The organism is Dolomitihabitans soli, from assembly GCF_022213955.1.
Classification (GTDB): Bacteria; Actinomycetota; Actinomycetes; order Streptosporangiales; family Streptosporangiaceae; genus Streptosporangium_A; species Streptosporangium_A soli.
Genome location: NZ_JAKNTW010000040.1, coordinates 1 through 17,508, shown reverse-complemented (window position 1 = coordinate 17,508; position 17,508 = coordinate 1). Strand labels below are relative to the sequence as shown.

Here is a 17,508-nt window from a genome sequence, read left to right as displayed (position 1 = left end):
CGCGCGAAGTGGCCACGGGCGTGGCACCACGGGCACTGGTCTCCGACGACGATCGCGACAAGTCCGTCCAACTCCTGCAGGACAGCTTCGCCGACGGACGCCTCACCGCCAGTGAGCTGGAACGACGACTCGAACTGGCGCTCACCGCGCAGTCTCACGACGACCTGCTCGCGATGACCTCCGACCTGACGGTCGACATGGTCCACCTGACGCCCAGAAACGGACGCATCAGGAGAGAGGGCGACTGGCGGGTCCCGCGCCTGCTACGGATCGACTCCGAATACGGCAAGGTACGCCTCAACCTGTCCCACGCCCTCATCCGCCATCCCCAGGTGGACATCGAGCTCTGGCTCACGTACGGCTCCGCCGCGATCGTCCTGCCCGTCGGCGCGAGCGCGAACACCGACGGGGTGCGAACCGAATGGGGCAGCGTGACCTGCAAGGCAGCCACCTATGCACGTCCCGGCAAGCTGCACGTTCACCTCACCGGAGAGCTCACCTACGGCCGCCTGACCATCCGCAACTCGCGCAGGTGAATCACTGCCCACCCCGGGGACGCCACGCACAGGCCGGAGGCGCCCAAGATCACGAGGCGCGCGCGCCAGGTTCCCTTGAAGGAGGGCCCGAGAAGACCGAGGAGGTCACAACTAGCCAAAGCGTACAAGCCCGATGAATACCAGCTCACGGATCCGCCGGCTGTCACCAGCAAGAAGCGCCTGCTCGTAAGGGCCAGAGGTGTTCCCTCTACGGGAGCTGTAGCCGGTTGCGTAGGAAGCGACGTTCGGCGTCGGTGGGGGCGAGGTCGAGGGCCGCGCGGTAGTCGGCCGTCGCCTCCTGTGCGCGGCCGGCGCGTCGCAGCAGGTCGGCGCGGGTGGCGTGCAGCAGGTAGTAGCCGTCGAGTTGCCCGGTCGCCGCGATCGCGTCGACCAGCGGTAGCGCCTCCTCGGGACCGTTGGCCATGCCGATCGCCACGGCACGGTTCAGATCCACGACCGGGCTTGGCGCGATGCGCGCGAGCTGCGTGTACAGCCCGACGATCTGTGGCCAGTCCGTTTGGGACGCGACCGGCGCGGTCGCATGGCACGCCGCGATGGCCGCCTGGAGCTGGAACGGCCCGGCGCGGCGCCGGCGTAGTGCTCGTTCGCAGATCGTGGCGCCCTCCGCGATCTGCGCCTGATCCCACAGCGAGCGGTCCTGCTCGGCCAGGGTGACCAGCTCGCCGGCCGCGTCCATGCGCGCCGGCCGCCGGGCATCGTGCAGCAACATCAGCGCGAGCACGCCGTACGCTTCGGGCTCGTCGGGCATCAACACCGTGGCCACCCGCGCGAGACGGATGGCTTCCTGGCACAACCGGCCCTTCTGCGGGTCTCCGTATCCTTCGTTGAACAGCAGATAGAGCACGTGGAGTACGGCGGGAAGGCGGTCTGGCAGCAGGTGCGCGGGCGGCACCCGAAACGGGATGCCCGCGTGCGCGACCTTCTGTTTGGCTCGAAAGAGGCGCTGGCCCATGGTGCGTTCCGGCAGCAGGAACGCCCGCGCGATCTCGGCGGTGCTCATGCCGGCCAGGCTCCGCAGGGTCAACGCCACCTGGGCATCTAGGCTCAGCGACGGATGGCAGCAGGTGAACATGAGCTCCAGGCGCTCGTCGGGGATCTCACTGTCGCTCGGGTAGGGCGGCGGCTCCAGGTCCATCGCGGCCACCTTCCGCAGCTTCGCCGTCTCCGTCGACGCGCGACGCATCCGGTCGATCGCGCGGTGCCGTGCCGTGGTGGTCAGCCACGCCAGTGGCTGGTCCGGCACACCGGATTCCGGCCACCTCCGGAGTGCCTGTGCGAACGCGTCCTGCGCGCACTCTTCGGCCAGGTCCCAGTCGCCGGTGAACCGGATCATGGTGGCCACGATCCGGCTCCACCCGTCGGCGTAGATCCCGGCGATCCGGTCCTTCACCTGAGCTGTCATTCACGTTGTCCGTCTTGGCCGCCAGCGAGGTGTCCAGGAGTCGTGTTCGCCGAGGTCGGAGCCGCTTGGACCCCGGCGAAGGTCTGTGGACACCGTACTAGTCCTCGTCATCGGGCCAGAACGGACGCAGCTCGATCATCCCGGCCCACGCCATCGGGTGCTTGGACGCGACGTCGATGGCCTCGTCGAGGTCGGCGCACTCGAGGATGTCGAAGCCGGCCATCTGGTCCTTGGTCTCCGCGTACGGCCCGTCGGTCAGCAGCACCTTACGGTCGCGGACGCGAACCGTGGTCGCGTCGCTCGCCGGCCGGGTGCGGTTGCCCATCAGCCGGATCCCCTTGCCGTCCATCTCCGTGACCCAGTCCTCCACGTCCGGGGCGCCGTCGTCCTGTCCGGGCGTGTAGCTCGGGTCTGTGCACACCAGCATCAGGTACTTCATCGGGTTGCTCCTGTCGCGGAATCGGCGGCGGCCATCGCGGCGATCGTGGTGGTCATGTTGTGGAACAGGGTGATCAGGCGACCGCTGAGCGCCTGCGGATCAGCCCTGACCGCCACGCGGGCACCGCTGGCACCGGGGCCGTGGGTGAACGAGTGATGGACCAGAGTGTTCCCCGGGTCGTCGCCCTCGCTCAGCTGGTAGCGCCACGTCGAGCCGACCAGGCCGGCTTTGTCCAGAACCTGCCAAGCGAAGGTGCTCGGCCGCTCCGCTTCGATGACCACGCAGGTCACCCTGCTTTCGACTCCGTTGGCAAACCGGTTGGTCGCGATGAATCGGGCACCCGGAGCGGGGCCTTGGGCGCCGTCGCACCAGCCGGCGCCGGTGGCCTCCGGGCTCCACTCGCCGATCCGGTCCACCGCCGTGATCAAGTCCCACATCCGCTCGCGTGGTATCGGGACGGGCAGGGTGACCGCCACCTGTGCACCAGTGACCATGTCCATGGGTGTTCTCCTTTCCGTTCGTCAGCTGGATGACGAACGGGAGAGGCGCTCTACTACAGGCTCACTACAAGATCTTTTGCACAGCCGGTCGGGTGGGCGCATCCGGCGCGGCGGCGATGCGATCCGCAGTGACCGCCGTCCCGAGGAGGCTTTCCCTGACAGGTTCGGATCATCACGCATCATGGTGTGATCGTTTTCGGACGGCCGGCCAGGCCTCCAGCGCGATTCCGGTCCAGGTGTGGGCGACCTCGTTGGTCGTCAACCGTCCGTCCGGTGCCTCGCCGACCTGGACGACGCCTTCTTCGGCCAGCCAACGCCGTGCGCGCTCTCGCCCCTCATTCACAGTGCGAAGTGTGAGCCATCGCGGTGAGGGTCCGCTACGGGTGAGCGCCCCGATCGTCGGGGGCGGACTGGAGGTGGCGGACTTCGGCGGCGGTGCTGCGCTCGGCTGTCCCCATGAAGCGCAGGAGGGTGCGGAGTTCTTCGTCGGTGAAGTCTCCGAGGTCGTCCCGGGTGCGTTCGATCAGTCCCGCGTAGGCGGAGCCGACCCGGTCGAGTCCTTCCTGGGTGGGCTCGATGAGGACCCGCCTGCGGTCGCCGGGGTCGGGTATGCGGCGGACGCAGTCCGCGGCGACAAGCCGGTCGATCATGCGGGAGGCCGATCCGGTGGTGAGGTTGACGCGCTTGGCCAACTCGCCGGGTGTCGCCGGGCCGTACCGGCCCAGCACGTGCAGGCATTGCACGTCGGTGTCGGAGACGCCCAGCCGCCGGGCCACGACGTTGTTGAGCTGTACGACCAGGATCGCCCAGCCGGGCACCGAGGCTCCGACGAGTTCGGCGAGTAGCGCTTCCCTCTCCTGGTTCGGCTTCGTCACGGTGACACACCCATCCCATTGTGATTGCTGCGCGGCGCAGTAACTGTGCTATACATTAGCTGCGTCGCGCAGTAACTGTGTAGTGCAGCAACATTATCGCATCCCCCTATGCCCCAGGAGTGCAGTAGCAGCATGACCACCACCTCCCATCGCAGCGATGGCGGCGGCACCACGACCACTGCCCTGCTGACCGGACGTACGGCGGCCGTCGTCCTGGCCGCGATCCTCATCGCGGCCTTCATGGAGCTCCTCGACGCCACGATCGTCAGCGTGGCGGCCCCGGCGATCGCCGAGGACCTGGGCGCCGGTGAGACCGCCGTGCAGTGGATGCTGGCCGGGTACACGCTCTCGGTCGGAGCGGGCCTGATCACCGGCGGTCGCATCGGTGACCAGTACGGGCGTCGCCGCGTGTTCCTTTTGGGCCTGGCCGCGTTCACGCTGGCCTCGGCCGGCTGCGGGCTGGCGCCGACCTCTGGCGCGCTGATCGGCATGCGGATCGCGCAGGGCCTGGCAGGCGGACTGATGATCCCCCAGGTGTTCGGCATGATCCGTGCCTCGTTCGCGCCCGAGGCGCGGGCGAAGGCACTCGGCGTGTACGGCGCCGTGCTCGGCCTGGCCTCGGTGGCCGGACCGCTGCTCGGCGGGATCCTGACCGAAGCCGACCTGTTCGGCCTGGGCTGGCGAGCGATCTTCTGGGTCAACGTGCCGATCGCGATCATCGGGCTGATCATCGGGATCCGCTTCATCCCCGAGTCCCGGGCGCAGGGCGGAACCGGGCTGGACCTGCCCGGCGCGGTGCTCGCCGCCGCCGCCGCGGTGCTCCTGCTCCTGCCTCTGGTGCAAGGGCGCGACTGGGGCTGGCCCTGGTGGGGCTTCGCCATCCTGGCCTGCTCGGTACCGGTCACCCTCCTGTTCCTGGTCAGGGAACGGCGGCTTGCCGGCAGCGGTGAGCAGCCCATCCTGGACCCCGCCCTCCTGCGGGTGCGCGCCTTCACCGGCGGTCTGTCGATCTCCCTGCTGTTCTTCGGAGCGCTCGGTGCCTTCTTTCTGCTGTTGTCGCTCTACCTCCAGTTCGGCACCGGACGCACCACGCTCGAAACCGGTCTGGTGATCCTGCCCTACGCCGTCGGCTCGATCATCACCGCGGGGGTCGGTGCCCAGCTCGCCCACCGTGCCGGCCGCGCTCTGCTCGTCAGCGGCGCCCTGATGCTGGCCGCGTCCCAGGTCATCCTGCTCCTGGCCGTCGGTGACGGCGCGGCCCCCTCCTACTGGGCCCTGGCCGCGCCCCTGTTCCTGGGCGGGATGGGGCTGGGACTCACCGCCCCGTCGCTGATCAACGTCATCCTCGCCGGCATCCCCGCCAAGGACGCCGGCGCCGCGGGCGGTGTCCTCACCACCGTCACCCAACTCGGCAACGCGCTCGGCGTCGCCGTCCTCGGCGCGGTGTTCTTCGCCCAGCTGGAGAGCTCCTTCACCGGTGGAGCCACCCGCCTCACCGCGTACGGCGACGCGCTGACCACGATCCTGCCGTGGCAGATCGCCTGCTACGCCGCCGCGGCCGCCCTCATGTTCCTGCTCCCCGCCCGCGCGAACGCGGCTCACGAGTGACCTGTGCCCGTCGCATCTGAGATCCCCTCCACCCCGACGAAACTCCCAGACAACACTCCCGGGCAACACTCCCGGACAACCTCCCCGAAGGAGAGCCGATGACCGTCGCGCCCGATGCCACCGTCGATCCGTTCGCCGTCACCACTCGCCGCATCGACGAACCCCATCCCGCTCGCGCCGTGTTGCGCGCCGCCGGCCCCATCGTCCGGGCCGAAGCTCCGGCCGGCGGCCCGGTGTGGATCATCACCGATGACGTTCTCGCCCGCGAGGCCCTGGTCCATCCCGGCATCGTCAAAGACCCCGCCTACGCGCCGGCCGGCTGGGATCCGCGGATCGCGGGGCTCGAACCGACCGCCGCCGACCAACCGTCGCTCACCACTTCGGACGGCCCGGCGCACACCCTGCTGCGCCGGGCACACGCCCCGCTCTTCACGGCCCGGCGGATGAGCGAGTACACCGAACGGATCACCGCGTTCGCCCGCGACCAGCTCACCGCCGTCGCCGGCACCGGAGGAACGGTCGACCTGATGGCCGACTTCACCACCCGGTTCCCGCTCACCGTGGTCTGCGACGTGCTCGGCGTACCGCTCGACCGCATCGATCAGGCCATCGCCGCCTGCCGGCGCATGCACAGCGACGATCCCGCGGAGGTCGGTAGGGCGATGGCCGCCTTCGGAGACCTGGCCACCGCCGCGCTGGAGGACGGCCGGCACGGTCTCGCCGCCGAGCTGCGTGAGCGGGTCCCCGACGAGATCACCGAGACGCAGCTGCACTATCTGCTCTTCACCCTGATCTACGCCGGGCAACTGACCACCGACCCCTCGCTCGGTTTCCTGCTCGCACACGTCCTCAACGCCGACCCTGCGGCGGCGGAAGAGGCCACAGTCGAGGAGGTCGTGCGCGACATCCTGCGCGACCACTCGCCGGCGCCCTTCACCCTCTGGCGATTCGCCGCCGCCGACCTCGACCTCGCCGGGGTACGGCTCCCCGCCCGCTCCCCGATACTCATCGACATCCAGGGCGTCAACACCGACCCCGGCCGCACGATCGGGCCGGACCTCGCCTTCGGCGCGGGCCCCCACTACTGCACCGGCGCGCATCTCGCCCAACTGGAGTTGCGCGCGATCGTGGAGGTCCTTCGGACCGACTTCCCCGACGCGCGCCTCGCCGTGCCGTACGCCGAACTCCGGCAACGTGACCTCGGTGGCATCCAGGGGAGCAGGTTGACCGCCCTGCCGGTGCGGCTGAAGGGCTGATCCCGCAGCGACTCCCAAGGTCCGGCGATCGTCATCAGCTGGGCGAGAACCGTCTGGGCCGATCGGCGGCAAGGCCCCTGAACGGGCGATACGCCGTTCAGGGGCCTTGCTGGTGCGTGTCAGTCGGCGACGAGGCGTGCCCGGCGGCCTTCCTGCTCGCGCTGCCGCCGGATCACGTACGTGCCGGGGGTGCAGCCGGTGGCCCCGTGCTCGGGATGCAGCAGGTAGGCGACGGCCGAGGTCGTGAAGACGCCGATCGCCAGCCTGTCCGAGTCCGCCACGTTGGTCGCCCACCGGCAGGTGCCGGGGTCGGCGACGAGCGTGTGCGGGTTGCCCCCGGCCTCGCTACGAAGCAGCTCGACCCCTTCTGGGGGCACGTCGGTCCATTTGGTGTCCGACCAGATCCGTATGGAGGACGCGATGACGGACAGCGGGATGACGATGAGGTCGCCCTGAGCCTGGAGTCCGTCGACGACGGGGATGGTCACCGACTGCTCAAGGTGGTCGAGTACGGCGAGCCCGGTCTGCTGGGAGAGGGATGCGAGTGTCACAGTCATGGAAGTCACCTCAGGTTCGGCGGGCGAGTAGGGCGTACTGCTCGGCGGGCAACCCGTAGGTCCAGCCGGCGGCGGCGATCGGATCGTCGAAGAAGCCCGGCACGGTGAGCCCGTACCGGCGGCGGTGGCCGTCGCGTTCGACGGATCCGTTGACCGCGAGGAGCACCTTGGTCTCCGCGCGCATGTCGTAGAGCCGTAGTTCGGAGCCGGGATTGCCGGGGTCGGGTGCGGACGCGACCAGCCGCAGCCCGGCTTGGTCGATGTAGGACGACCAGCCGATGTGCTCGATCGCGCACCGCCTGACCTCGACGTTCGCCTCTCGTGAGATCCGCCGGACATCCGGGTCCGTGATCACCCAGGCGGGCACCCGCGTCCCGTGCCAGGCGTGGACGTCCCACCCGTCCGCGTAACGCATCGCGGGACCGTCCGCATGGTGCAGCCGCACTTCGCCGCTGTCGCCGAACACCTCCGTGTGCACGGCGACGGGCCGTTCGGAGATGACGCACACGTCTTCACGGGGCCACCACCAGCCGCAGGACCGAGCCACTGTCGCCCACAGTTCGAACTGCCGGGTCTGTTCGGGAGCGAAGAACACGCCGGCCGTACGGCGGAGCGCGTCATAGTGGGCGACCCAGGAGGCGCACTGCGTGTCGTACCAGCCGGTTCGCATCACGAGCTGCGGGTCGTGCGCCGCTCGGAGCGACATGAAGAGCGAACCGTCGGTGGATCGTGAGAGCGAGCTGCGCACCTCGTGGCGGATCATCCGGTCCATCCCTTGATGGACCCATCTGACCTGGGCGTCGAGTTCGCGGCACAGCTGTCTCATCAGGGACGAGAGGCGAGGTGGCAGCGGCCATTCGGACAGGCGCTCGACGGTCTCGGACGGCCGTGGACGCATACCCGGTGGGACGGTCGTCAGGGCCGCGACCGGTGACGAGACCCAGTGGAAACGTGGTGGAGCGAGCCCGATCAGGCTGTACAGCCCAGAGACGGCGGCCTCTGCGGCAGGGCGGTCGGCGGGCAGCGTCGACAACGCCCGGCCCAGCCATTCTTCGCGGATTTCGGCAGCTTCCCGCTGCACGGGGACGCTCACCAGATGAAGGTGGCGTCGTCCTTTCCAAAGATCATGGTGTGAATGGTGGCAGATGGACGCGGTGTCTGTCTACCGCCGATGTGGCCGCGCTCACGTTGCCGGCGGTGCGGGGCGCGGACTTTCATAGGATCGGGTGCGCTACCCGTATCGGAACCAGGAGGTCATCAGCGTGATCATCGCTGTGGAGACGTCATTCGACGAGGATGAGATCTTTCGGCTTTACGATTCGGTGGGCTGGGAACCCTGGACGCGGGACATCGCCAAAGTCTGCCGCAGTCTGGTGAGTTCGCATCTCGTCATCGCCGCCCGTGACGAATCGGGCAATCTTCTCGGCCTTGCAAGAACTGTTTCTGATGATGAAATGATCTGCTATGTCCAAGAGCTGTTGGTCAATGCGAAGTTTCACGGTCAGGGGATCGGCCGACAGCTTCTGGAACACCTTATAGAGAGATATGCGCACTGCAGGTATTTCGTGCTGACCACCGATCATGAATCCACGCCCGACGGTAAGAACAACCACGCCTTCTACCGGAAATTCGGCATGATCGAACATCACGAGCAGGGACTGTCGGCCTTCGGGCGGAAAGTCGACAACACCCCCTATACGGGCACGGTGGTCGATGGCTGAACGGATGCCCGACTCGGCAGCAGTAAGAACATCTTGGGCGCCAGGCGTTCCATGTCCCCGCCCCTGCCGCACACCAGGCCAGCGGCGAAGTCGATGAACTGCTGAGCCTCGCCGTCCGGCAACTGGGTGAGGTCCATCACCACGGGGATGCCCGTACGGAAGTAGTGCCCGACGTAGATCGCCTCGTTGTAGTCCCGCGGGCGAAGTGTCTTGATCACTGCACCAGTTTGCCCCGCCCGTGACGTTCGTCAAGACGTTCCCCCAGTTGCGGGCGGAGGAGCGGCCCGGGGTCATGCCGTGGCAAAGGTCGCCGACCCTGACCGCCTTGCCCGGCTGGACCGGACCTTGTCCGACGACTGCCGGGTGCGGAACGTCGGCCAGGACATCCGGCGGACGGAATACGCAGGCAAAGGCGTGGTCAAGGGATCCGTGTCGTGGGCACGAAACAACACGGTCGCCTGTCTCCTGGTTCCAGTGGTGTCGATCAATGGAGGTCGGAGATGCGGAATCTGCTCTACGTCGGCGCGCTCGCCGTCGGGTTGCTCACGGCCGGATGCGGCCAGGCCGAGACCGGGAGTACGGCCGAGCCGGTCGCCGTGGGGGAGATCAACTCCTCCCCCACGGCGCCGTCGGGCAAGGCCAGGATCGAGCTGGGCGAAACGAAGCTCGGAAAAGTGCTGACCGGCGAGGACGGCCGTACTCTCTACCTCTTCGAGAAGGACAAGAACGGCAAGTCATCGTGTTTCGGCCCCTGTGCCGAAGCCTGGCCGCCGTTCATGACGGAGGGGAAGCCCGTGGCCGGTGACGGCGTGAAGGCCGACCTGATCGGGACCACCAAGCGGGAGGACGAGGGGTCTCAGGTGACCTACAACGACCACCCGCTCTACTACTACATCCAGGACAAGCAGCCTGGAGACGTCACGGGTCATGACATCGAGGGGTTCGGCGCGGAGTGGTACGCGGTGACCGCGAAGGGGGAGAAGGCGAAGGGCTGAGGCCGGCGGCGCTCACGTCCGAACGGCCCGGGTACGCAGGCCGAAGGCCGTGATCAACGCCGCGAGGGCGGTGGCGGCGACCGGCACGATGAGGGCCGCGTGGTAGCCGTCGAGCAGCGCCTGGGGTGACCCGCCGCCCGCGCCGAACGTGGCGTTGACGGCGCTCACCGCCGCGAGCCCGAGGGCGCCGCCGAACTGCCACGACGTGTAGAGCAGCCCACCGGCGAGGCCCTGCTCCTCCTCGGCGACCCCGTCGGTGGCCGCGATGGTCAGCGGGCCGTACGCCAGGGCGAAGGACAGGCCGATGAGGATCAAGGTCGGGAACATCGCCGCATAGGTCCAGCCGGGGCCGATGGGGAGGAACAGGACGTACGCCAAGGCTGCCAGGACCAGCCCGCCGAAGATCACTCGGACGTTGCCGAAGCGGTTCACCAGCCAGGGGGTGAGCGTCGGCGCGAGTACGGCGTCGATGCCGAGGACGAGCAGCGCGAGACCGGTCTCCAGCGGCGTCCAGTCGCGCAGTTGCTGGAAGTACAACACGGCGATGAACTGGAAGCCGAAGAAGGACCCGGCGAACAGGATCGCGCTGAGATTGGCCCGCAGCAGCGTGGGCGAGCGGAGGATGCCCAGGCGCAGCAGCGGCGCGGCCGCCCGCCGCTGGATTCGCACGAAGGCGCCCAGCAGCGCCAGCCCGGCGGCGAGCAGGCCGGTCGCGAGCGGCCAGCCCAGATTGTGCGCTTCGGAGACGGCGAGGACGAGCAGCAGCATCCCGCCGGTCACGGTGGTCGCCCCCGCCAGGTCGAAGTCCTTCCTGGATGCGCCGGGGGAGCGTTCCTCGGCGGGGATGAGCGGGAACGCGGCCAGCAGGATCGCGATCGTCAGGATGACCGGGGCGAAGAACACCCAGCGCCAGCTGATCGCGGTCAGCAGCCCGCCCACGACGAGCCCGAGGGAGAAGCCCGCCGCCGCCGTCCCCGCGTAGACCAGGAGGGCCCTGTTGCGCTGCGGGCCCTCGGGAAAGCTCGTCGTGATGATCGACAGGCCGGCCGGAGTCATGAACGCGGCGGCCACTCCTGTCACGAAACGAGCGATGATAAGGATCCACCCTTCGGTCGCGAATCCGCCCAGACCGGAGAAGACCAGAAACACGCCGAGCCAGATCAGGAACATCCGCCGCCGGCCCAGCAGGTCGGCCATCCGGCCACCGAGCAGCATGAAGCCGCCGTAACCGAGCACGTAGGCGCTCACCACCCACTGCAGCGAATCGGTCGACATGCCCAGCTCGGCCTGGATGGACGGCAGGGCCACGCCCAGCATCGACACGTCGATCCCCTCAAGGAAGATCGCGCCGCACAGCACCAGCAGCAGGGCCCAGGCTCGCCCGGTCAGCCGGTCGGTGCCGCTCGTGAGCGGCGGAGACTGCGTTGTGGCCACGGGATGACTCCTCGGATATTGGTTCTCTCTTGTAACTAGACGCATCCTGAGGCACTATGGCGACTTATGGAAGAAGGCACTTTCAAGTCACCGGGTCACTGCGCGAACACCGACGACTACGACGCGGACGCCTTCCAGTGGGACACGCGGGAAGACTGCGAGGTCCGCCAGATACTCGATCGGGTCGCCGACAAGTGGTCGCTGCTCGTCATCGCCCTGCTCGACCGGCGCGTCCTGCGCTTCACCGAGCTGCGCCGTAAGATCGACGGCATCAGCCAGCGCATGCTCACGGTCACCCTGCGCCAGCTGGAGCGGGACGGCCTGGTGCGCCGCACCGTGCATCCCGTCGTGCCCCCTCGGGTCGACTACGAGCTCACGGCGCTCGGCATGACCCTGCACGACACGATCCAGTCACTGGTCACCTGGACCGAGAAGCACCAGAACGAGATCGCCGCCGCCCGCGCCGACTACGACGCTGGAACGAAACCCGACCACGCCCCGCCCGGCCGTAACGAAACTAGCGTCATTCGTCACGAAACAACAAGCGACGAAACCAGGCGTTGCGAGCAGTGCGGCACCCCGCTCCGCCCGGCCGGCACCGGCCGCCCCGCCCGCTTCTGCGGTACGGCATGCCGCCAGCGGTCACACCGGCAGCGGTCACACGCCTGACCGGGGTTACACGCCTGACTGGGCGGCCGACCGGCGGCGGTCGTATGCGTCGCGGTTGCGGGAGACCTCGTCGAGGTTCTGGTCGCTCCAGTCGCGGATGGCGTTGTAGATCCCGATGAGACTTTCGCCGAGCGGTGTGAGCTGGTACTGCGCGCGAGGCGGCACCTCGGCGTAGACCTGCCGGGTGAGCAGTCCGTCGCGCTCCAGGTCGCGGAGGTTGCTGGTGAGGACCTTCGGGGTGATGCCGGAGACCTCCTGGCGCAACTCGGTGAAACGGCGGGTGCCCGCGGCGAGCTTGATGATGATCAACATGCTCCAGCGGCTGCCGAGCAGGTCGAGCACCTGCCTGCTGGAGCACTCGGGATAACCGGGAGGAAGCTTCGCCGCATTAGTAACCACCAGGAAACAATAGCACTTGAAGGTGCCTATTATCAGATAGCAATAATTGCACCACCAGGGCGGTTAAATAAAAGGCGACCAGTTAATTCGGAGAAAGGACTTCTTCATGGCCAAGCTCGCCCTCTTCGGTGCCAACGGCGTCATCGGTGTGCGTATCCTCCGGGAGGCACTCGCCCGTGGTCACGAGGTGGCCGCCGTGGTGCGCGATCCCGCCAAACTCGCCGGGGAGTCGCCCGCCGAGATCATCGTCGGAGATGTGCGCGACCTCCGGTCCGTCGCCGCGGCGGCCGTCGGCCGTGATGCCGTGATCAGCGCGGTCGGCGGCGGATACACCGACGGCCAGGCCCACGCCACCCTCGTCAGGGACGCCGCGAAGTCGCTCGTGACCGGCCTGCGCTCACTCGGCGCCGGAGCGCCGCGGTTGGTCGCCGTCGGCGGCGCGGGCTCGCTGCGCACTGCGGACGGCGGACGCGTCTGGGACACCGAGGGGCTTCCCGAGCTGGCAGTGCAGGTCATGCGCGGACAGGGGGACGTGCTCGACTACCTGTTGACGGTCACGGACGTGACCTGGACCAGCTTCAGCCCCGCCGCCCAGATCGAGCCGGGCGAGCGGACCGGCGTCTACCGCGTCGGGGGCGACGACCTCGTCACCGCCGCGGACGGCAGCAGCCGCATCTCCGCCGAGGACTACGCGGTCGCCCTGATCGACGAGATCGAGAACCCGAAGCACCTCAACGAGCGCTTCACCGTCGGCTACTGACCCGAATCCTCCCCGGTCCGGCGGGCGTGCAGGCGGCTGAAGCACCGTCGAGTCGTCCGCCGGACCGGGAAGGAACGGCCGGACCAGCGGCCCGGCCTGCGTGGGTCAGCACCTGACGGAGTCGGGGCCGGAGGAGGCGGAGACCTTCCAGGTGCAGGAGTCCACGCGGTTGCGGCCGACGTTGTAGAGGGAGGCGGTGTCCTGGTCGTTGTTCCAGACGTACCACTTGCGGTTCCAGTAGACCGTGGTGGAGGTGTCGCCGCCCTGCCCGCTCCGGACGGTGAGCTGCTTGCCCGGCTTCAGCTTCACGGGCCCGAAGACGTACTTGAAGCCGTTGACGTCCCTGAGGAGCCACCCTTGCAGGTTGACGGTCGCCCGCGTGGTGTTCTTGAGCACGACGTACTCGCCGTTGAGGCTGGAGTTGCCGCCTCGGTCGCTGCCGGGGCTGTCGAAGTACGCCTTGGTGAACTGGATCTTGGGGACCGCCGCGGCGTCGGCCGGTACGGCGACGGCCAGGGAGGCGAGGGCGGTGAGGGCGAGCGCGCCGAGAGTGAGACGGGTGGGACGCAAGAGGGCTGTCCTTTCGGGAAAGGCGACGGATCTCCCCCGAGGTCACCCTGTGATGACGCTCCGCACACGGCCCCGGTTGTCACGAAATTTCGGCCGTAAGGGGACCTCACGCGGACCCCAGCACGGCGGCCGTACCGACGATGATCGCGCGCAGGCCGTGCTCGAAGGCGTCCTCGCCGAGCGGGCTGCCGCCGGCGCGCAGCGCAGCCGCCAGCGTCGGCACCGGTTCCCCGGCTGGTCGCCCGGCAGAGCGGACCGCCTGTTGCTCCTGCTCGGCGGCGACCGCAGCCCCGCCCACCTGGGCGAACGTCTCGACGCACTGGCCGGCGCACTTCCCCGCGCCAAGCGGGTGGTGCTGTCCGGCCAGGGCCACAGCGCCCACGCGTCCGCCCCCGCCGAGCTCGCCGCGACCATCGAGTCCTTCGCCCAGCCCGGCTGACCACTCCATTCTCGTCACCACATGCTGTCATTGCAGTAATTACTGCAATGACTGTATGTTCAGAGTATGGACACTCCTACGGATGCCGAACTGGACTTCGTCGACGAGGTCGCGGTCTTCTTCGAGCGGGAGGGGATGCCGTTGATCGCGGGCCGGGTCATCGGCTGGCTCCTCATCAGCGAACCCCAGGAGCAGACCGCCGCGCAGCTCGCGGAGACGCTGCAGGTCAGCCGAAGCTCGATCAGCAGCGCGACCCGGCTTCTGACACCCAGCGGCCTCGTCGAAGGGGTCCGCCGCCGAGGCGAACGCCAGGAGTTCTTCCGCATCGCCGCCGACGGCTGGAGCCGCATGCTCGCCGCCCGTTACGCCAAGACGGCCGCGTTCCGCGAGATCACCGAACACGGGCTCCGGGTTCTCTCGGAGAGCACGCCCGGACGCCGGGAACGGCTGGGCAACGTCCACGAGTTGTACCGGTTTCTCGAAGCGGAACTCCCAGCACTCTGGGAGCGGTGGGAGACACGCACGAGTTCGCCCGAGCCCGAGAAGGGATGACGAGCATGCCCGGACTCCGGAGCACCTTCCTCAAGCGGCCCGAGGGCACCCTCCACATCCACACCGCCGGTGACCACGGCACTCCCGTGGTGCTGCTGAGCGGAGCCGGCATCGACAACGCGATGCTCAGCTGGCGGCACCTCATTCCCGCCCTCGCACCCCACCACCGCGTCTTCGCGCTCGACTGGCCGAAACAGGGCAAGAGCCGCCCGTGGAACGGTCCCGCCACCCACGAACGCATGCTGCACTGCGTCACCGAGGTGCTGGAGCACTTCATGCTCGACCAGGTCAGCCTCGTCGGACTCTCCCAGGGCGGAGCCCTCGCCCTGGCGTATGCCATCGATCATCCGGACCGCGTCGACAGGCTGGCCGTACTCGCCCCCGCCGGAATCATCTCGTTCCCGCCGGTCGTGCACCAGTTGCTCTGGCTCACCGCCAAACTGCCGTTGCTCAACAGGACCCTGCCCACCCTGATGTTCAGGAACCGCAAGGGCATCGCCCGTTTCGCCGAACGCGCGCTCTTCGCCGGCCCCGTCCACGATTTCGAGGACATCATCGACGACATCGTCAAGGAGGTCAGGGTCGCGGGCGCGGGCTCCTCCGACTGGCAGAACGCCTCCATCGGCCCGCTGCGGATGCGCGTCGACCTCCGGCCTCGCCTGCACGAGATCACCTGCCCCACTCTCCTCATTCAGGGTGCGAAGGATATGGGCGTCAAGCCCAGGCACACCGAGGCCGCCGCCGCCCTGATCCCCGATTCGCGCCTGGAAATCCTCGAAGGCAACGGCCACTGGTCCAACCGCCAATCACCCGAACGCGTCAACAGGCTCATCACCGACTTCCTCGACACACCGCACGCCGATCAGCTCCGACCGAAGAAGACGCGTCCACCGGCCAAGCCCGACGATCACCGGTGAGTGGCGTGCGGCCTCATCTGCCCGCGCCGATTGCGGGCGTGCTGCGTGCTCAGTCGGCGGCACGCAGGTAGCGGACGCGTACGGCGTTGCGGACGGGCTTGCCGTCTCGTTCGTCGGTGTACTCGGTGATCTTCACATAGCCGTGTTCGTCGTAGACGCGGCCCAGCTCGGGACTGTCGGCCCAGTGGTCCAGGGCCAGCGCGGGAGCGCTGTGCGCTTGGGCGAGCCGTTCGGCCTCTTCGAGCAGGGCCGTGCCGACGTCCTGGCCGTCGGGGCCACGGTCGGTCAGCACGGTGTGGATGAACATGGATCCTTCGGGCACGGTGCCGGCGGGGACTCGCGGCGGGACCATGGGCGCCGCGGCCAGCATCCCGATGCACCGGCCGTCTCGTTCGGCCACGGTGATGACACCTTGGCGCGTCCAGCCGGCGATCCGATCGGGGAAGCCGGGGATGCGGGAGAACGGCACCGTTCCCCACTGCTCCGGGCGGCCCCGGGCGATGAGCCACGCATGGACGGAGTCCATCAGGGTCAGCAGGGCCGAGACGTCGTCGACTGTCGCCGGTCGTAGTTCGGGGGAAGAGCGTGGCATTGCGGCCTCCGGGAGAGTTAAGCTTCACACGACCCAATTGATTCAACTTTCTAAGGATTAGATTGTCAAAGCAATTCAGGGTTCAGGTCGTGGCCAAGGCCGTTCAGGAGCTGCAGGATGCCACCGATCTCATCGACGAGCTGGCGGCCCGACGCCTCGGCATCAACCGCACCGACCTGAGGTGCTTGAGCCGGTTGACCGCACGCGGTCCGCTCACCGCGAGCGAACTGGCGGCCGCGGCCGGCCTCACCGGAGGCGCCGCCACCACCGCCATCGACCGGTTGGAGCGGGCCGACCTGGCCGGACGGGTCCGCGACACAGCGGACCGGCGTCGTGTCCTGGTGCACCTGACCGAACAGGGCCAAAGAGCCGTTCAGGAGATCTGGGGACCGATCGCCGCCGACGCCCAGGCCGAGCTTCTCCAGTTCAGCGTCGCCGAGCTCGAACTCATCGAGACCTTCCTACGCCGTGCGCTGCACAATCAGGCCCATCACGCCGATCGCCTGCGCGAGGAGACCCTGGGAACCTGACCGCACCGTCTCGTCCAGCCGATCGGCCTTGTCCGGACCGGCCGCCGTCTTCATTGTGAAAACGAGCGGTGACGGCTACTGGAGGCCGGACGGGTTCCGGCCGATGCTGATCTCCTGGGCGATCTGCAGGAGCTCGCCGTTGTGGAGGCCGGCGGCGGTCGGCACCTGGTCGCGCAGGGCGGCGAACACGCGTGGGACAGGGCGGCCGGCGAGGTCCGTCGCGATCTCGTTGACCACGCGGAAGAGCGCCTGGTTGACCTCGTGTTCGGTGTTGCCCATGGCCCGTGTCATCGCCGTTCCCCTTCGATCCGTCTTCCCCGAGGGGCCACGCTACGACGTCCCACCGACATTTTCGGGGAGCGAAACAGGACCGCCGCCAGTTTCCCGCCCGCCTCGCCCGAGGACGCCTCGACAGGACCGCCGCCAGTTTCCGCCCACCTTCGCCCGAGGACGCCTCGACAGGGCCGGCGCCACACGACGCGTCAGCTCACGCCCGCCCGGTCCACAGCGGAGCCGCCCGTCGCCAGTAGACGGGAAACACGGAGGCGAACACCGCCGGCACGATCAGCCACCACCCTTGCGGGCTGGTCGACCTCTGCGGTCACCGCACTAGTGTCCTGCGTCAGAAATCCGTCGGCAATATCGGGCGAGTGATTCGAGGATCTCTTCGGCGGTCTTTCGCCACACAAACGGGCGCGGGTTGTCGTTCCACTGATCGATCCAGGCCCGGATCTCC

General features: G+C 68.4%; 23 protein-coding genes and 1 pseudogene. 11 read left to right on the top strand and 13 right to left on the bottom strand.

Features of this window, described 5'->3' with window-relative positions; translation table 11 throughout:
- Positions 1–20 precede the first annotated feature (20 nt).
- Positions 21–536: a DUF1707 SHOCT-like domain-containing protein gene (locus tag MBA17_RS43990; RefSeq protein WP_238504281.1), complete on the top strand. Its 516-nt coding sequence runs from the start codon at positions 21–23 to the stop codon at positions 534–536.
- 208 nt (positions 537–744) lie between these two features.
- On the opposite strand, the gene MBA17_RS43985 is transcribed toward MBA17_RS43990, so the two are convergent.
- The 4 genes from MBA17_RS43985 to MBA17_RS43970 all read right to left on the bottom strand — a co-directional run bounded on the left by MBA17_RS43985 (position 745) and on the right by MBA17_RS43970 (position 3,773).
- Entirely contained in the window at positions 745–1,959 is a 1,215-nt protein-coding gene (locus MBA17_RS43985) for an RNA polymerase sigma factor (RefSeq protein WP_238504279.1), read from the bottom strand.
- A gap of 97 nt (positions 1,960–2,056) precedes the next feature.
- Positions 2,057–2,398, bottom strand: coding sequence for a YciI family protein (locus MBA17_RS43980; protein WP_238504266.1), 342 nt, complete (start codon positions 2,396–2,398; stop codon positions 2,057–2,059).
- On the bottom strand, positions 2,395–2,898 hold the full coding sequence (locus tag MBA17_RS43975; protein WP_238504254.1) for an SRPBCC family protein: 504 nt from the start codon (positions 2,896–2,898) through the stop codon (positions 2,395–2,397). Before MBA17_RS43975 ends, MBA17_RS43980 begins: the two co-directional genes overlap by 4 nt.
- 377 nt (positions 2,899–3,275) lie before the next feature.
- A complete protein-coding gene (locus MBA17_RS43970; RefSeq protein ID WP_238504252.1) occupies positions 3,276–3,773 on the bottom strand; it encodes a MarR family winged helix-turn-helix transcriptional regulator in 498 nt (165 codons plus the stop codon).
- A 132-nt stretch (positions 3,774–3,905) separates the two neighbouring features.
- On the opposite strand from MBA17_RS43970, the gene MBA17_RS43965 reads away from it, so the two are divergent.
- Positions 3,906–5,381: an MFS transporter gene (locus MBA17_RS43965; RefSeq protein ID WP_238504230.1), complete on the top strand. Its 1,476-nt coding sequence runs from the start codon at positions 3,906–3,908 to the stop codon at positions 5,379–5,381.
- A gap of 98 nt (positions 5,382–5,479) precedes the next feature.
- Positions 5,480–6,637 (top strand): cytochrome P450, encoded by a 1,158-nt coding sequence (locus tag MBA17_RS43960; RefSeq protein ID WP_238504228.1) that lies wholly within the window; start codon positions 5,480–5,482, stop codon positions 6,635–6,637.
- Between the two features lie 119 nt (positions 6,638–6,756).
- Here the strand turns inward: MBA17_RS43960 and MBA17_RS43955 are convergent, their stop codons facing one another.
- Both MBA17_RS43955 and MBA17_RS43950 read right to left on the bottom strand, forming a co-directional pair.
- Complete coding sequence (locus MBA17_RS43955) at positions 6,757–7,194, bottom strand: hypothetical protein (RefSeq protein WP_238504216.1); 438 nt, start codon at positions 7,192–7,194, stop codon at positions 6,757–6,759.
- Between the two features lie 10 nt (positions 7,195–7,204).
- A complete protein-coding gene (locus tag MBA17_RS43950; protein ID WP_238504214.1) occupies positions 7,205–8,287 on the bottom strand; it encodes a DUF6745 domain-containing protein in 1,083 nt (360 codons plus the stop codon).
- 169 nt (positions 8,288–8,456) lie between these two features.
- Here MBA17_RS43950 and MBA17_RS43945 point away from each other — a divergent pair, with 169 nt between their 5' ends.
- Positions 8,457–8,915: a GNAT family N-acetyltransferase gene (locus MBA17_RS43945; RefSeq protein WP_238504212.1), complete on the top strand. Its 459-nt coding sequence runs from the start codon at positions 8,457–8,459 to the stop codon at positions 8,913–8,915.
- Here MBA17_RS43945 and MBA17_RS43940 read toward each other — a convergent pair.
- A complete protein-coding gene (locus tag MBA17_RS43940; protein ID WP_238504210.1) occupies positions 8,888–9,133 on the bottom strand; it encodes a cell division protein SepF in 246 nt (81 codons plus the stop codon). The genes MBA17_RS43945 and MBA17_RS43940 overlap by 28 nt on opposite strands.
- 282 nt (positions 9,134–9,415) lie before the next feature.
- On the opposite strand from MBA17_RS43940, the gene MBA17_RS43935 reads away from it, so the two are divergent.
- Positions 9,416–9,910: a COG4315 family predicted lipoprotein gene (locus MBA17_RS43935; protein WP_238504208.1), complete on the top strand. Its 495-nt coding sequence runs from the start codon at positions 9,416–9,418 to the stop codon at positions 9,908–9,910.
- A 12-nt stretch (positions 9,911–9,922) separates the two neighbouring features.
- Here MBA17_RS43935 and MBA17_RS43930 read toward each other — a convergent pair whose 3' ends face one another.
- Positions 9,923–11,344 (bottom strand): MFS transporter, encoded by a 1,422-nt coding sequence (locus tag MBA17_RS43930; protein ID WP_238504206.1) that lies wholly within the window; start codon positions 11,342–11,344, stop codon positions 9,923–9,925.
- Positions 11,345–11,410: 66 nt separating this feature from the next.
- On the opposite strand from MBA17_RS43930, the gene MBA17_RS43925 reads away from it, so the two are divergent.
- On the top strand, positions 11,411–12,013 hold the full coding sequence (locus MBA17_RS43925) for a winged helix-turn-helix transcriptional regulator (protein ID WP_455432966.1): 603 nt from the start codon (positions 11,411–11,413) through the stop codon (positions 12,011–12,013).
- Between the two features lie 6 nt (positions 12,014–12,019).
- On the opposite strand, the gene MBA17_RS43920 is transcribed toward MBA17_RS43925, so the two are convergent.
- Positions 12,020–12,412: a winged helix-turn-helix transcriptional regulator gene (locus MBA17_RS43920; protein ID WP_238504204.1), complete on the bottom strand. Its 393-nt coding sequence runs from the start codon at positions 12,410–12,412 to the stop codon at positions 12,020–12,022.
- 106 nt (positions 12,413–12,518) lie between these two features.
- Between MBA17_RS43920 and MBA17_RS43915 the strand changes: the two genes are divergently transcribed.
- Positions 12,519–13,172, top strand: a complete 654-nt coding sequence (locus MBA17_RS43915) for an NAD(P)-dependent oxidoreductase (protein WP_238504202.1) — start codon at positions 12,519–12,521, stop codon at positions 13,170–13,172.
- A 105-nt stretch (positions 13,173–13,277) separates the two neighbouring features.
- Here the strand turns inward: MBA17_RS43915 and MBA17_RS43910 are convergent, their stop codons facing one another.
- On the bottom strand, positions 13,278–13,742 hold the full coding sequence (locus MBA17_RS43910) for a lamin tail domain-containing protein (protein WP_238504200.1): 465 nt from the start codon (positions 13,740–13,742) through the stop codon (positions 13,278–13,280).
- 52 nt (positions 13,743–13,794) lie between these two features.
- On the opposite strand from MBA17_RS43910, the gene MBA17_RS43905 reads away from it, so the two are divergent.
- The 3 genes from MBA17_RS43905 (at position 13,795) to MBA17_RS43895 (ending at position 15,650) form a co-directional block, all read left to right on the top strand.
- On the top strand, positions 13,795–14,181 hold the full coding sequence (locus MBA17_RS43905; RefSeq protein ID WP_238504198.1) for an alpha/beta fold hydrolase: 387 nt from the start codon (positions 13,795–13,797) through the stop codon (positions 14,179–14,181).
- Between the two features lie 66 nt (positions 14,182–14,247).
- A complete protein-coding gene (locus MBA17_RS43900; protein ID WP_238504185.1) occupies positions 14,248–14,733 on the top strand; it encodes a GbsR/MarR family transcriptional regulator in 486 nt (161 codons plus the stop codon).
- Complete coding sequence (locus tag MBA17_RS43895; RefSeq protein WP_238504161.1) at positions 14,730–15,650, top strand: alpha/beta fold hydrolase; 921 nt, start codon at positions 14,730–14,732, stop codon at positions 15,648–15,650. The genes MBA17_RS43900 and MBA17_RS43895 overlap by 4 nt, the downstream gene beginning before the upstream one ends.
- Before the next feature lie 49 nt (positions 15,651–15,699).
- Here the strand turns inward: MBA17_RS43895 and MBA17_RS43890 are convergent, their stop codons facing one another.
- The gene (locus tag MBA17_RS43890) at positions 15,700–16,242 is read right to left on the bottom strand and encodes a GNAT family N-acetyltransferase (RefSeq protein WP_238504144.1); all 543 of its coding nucleotides are present in this window, start codon (positions 16,240–16,242) and stop codon (positions 15,700–15,702) included.
- An 89-nt stretch (positions 16,243–16,331) separates the two neighbouring features.
- Here MBA17_RS43890 and MBA17_RS43885 point away from each other — a divergent pair, with 89 nt between their 5' ends.
- Complete coding sequence (locus tag MBA17_RS43885) at positions 16,332–16,772, top strand: MarR family winged helix-turn-helix transcriptional regulator (protein WP_238504142.1); 441 nt, start codon at positions 16,332–16,334, stop codon at positions 16,770–16,772.
- Positions 16,773–16,847: 75 nt separating this feature from the next.
- Here the strand turns inward: MBA17_RS43885 and MBA17_RS43880 are convergent, their stop codons facing one another.
- Both MBA17_RS43880 and MBA17_RS43875 read right to left on the bottom strand, forming a co-directional pair.
- The gene (locus MBA17_RS43880; protein WP_238504129.1) at positions 16,848–17,063 is read right to left on the bottom strand and encodes a hypothetical protein; all 216 of its coding nucleotides are present in this window, start codon (positions 17,061–17,063) and stop codon (positions 16,848–16,850) included.
- Positions 17,064–17,381: 318 nt separating this feature from the next.
- Positions 17,382–17,508: pseudogene (locus MBA17_RS43875) on the bottom strand (IS630 family transposase); the annotation flags it as partial.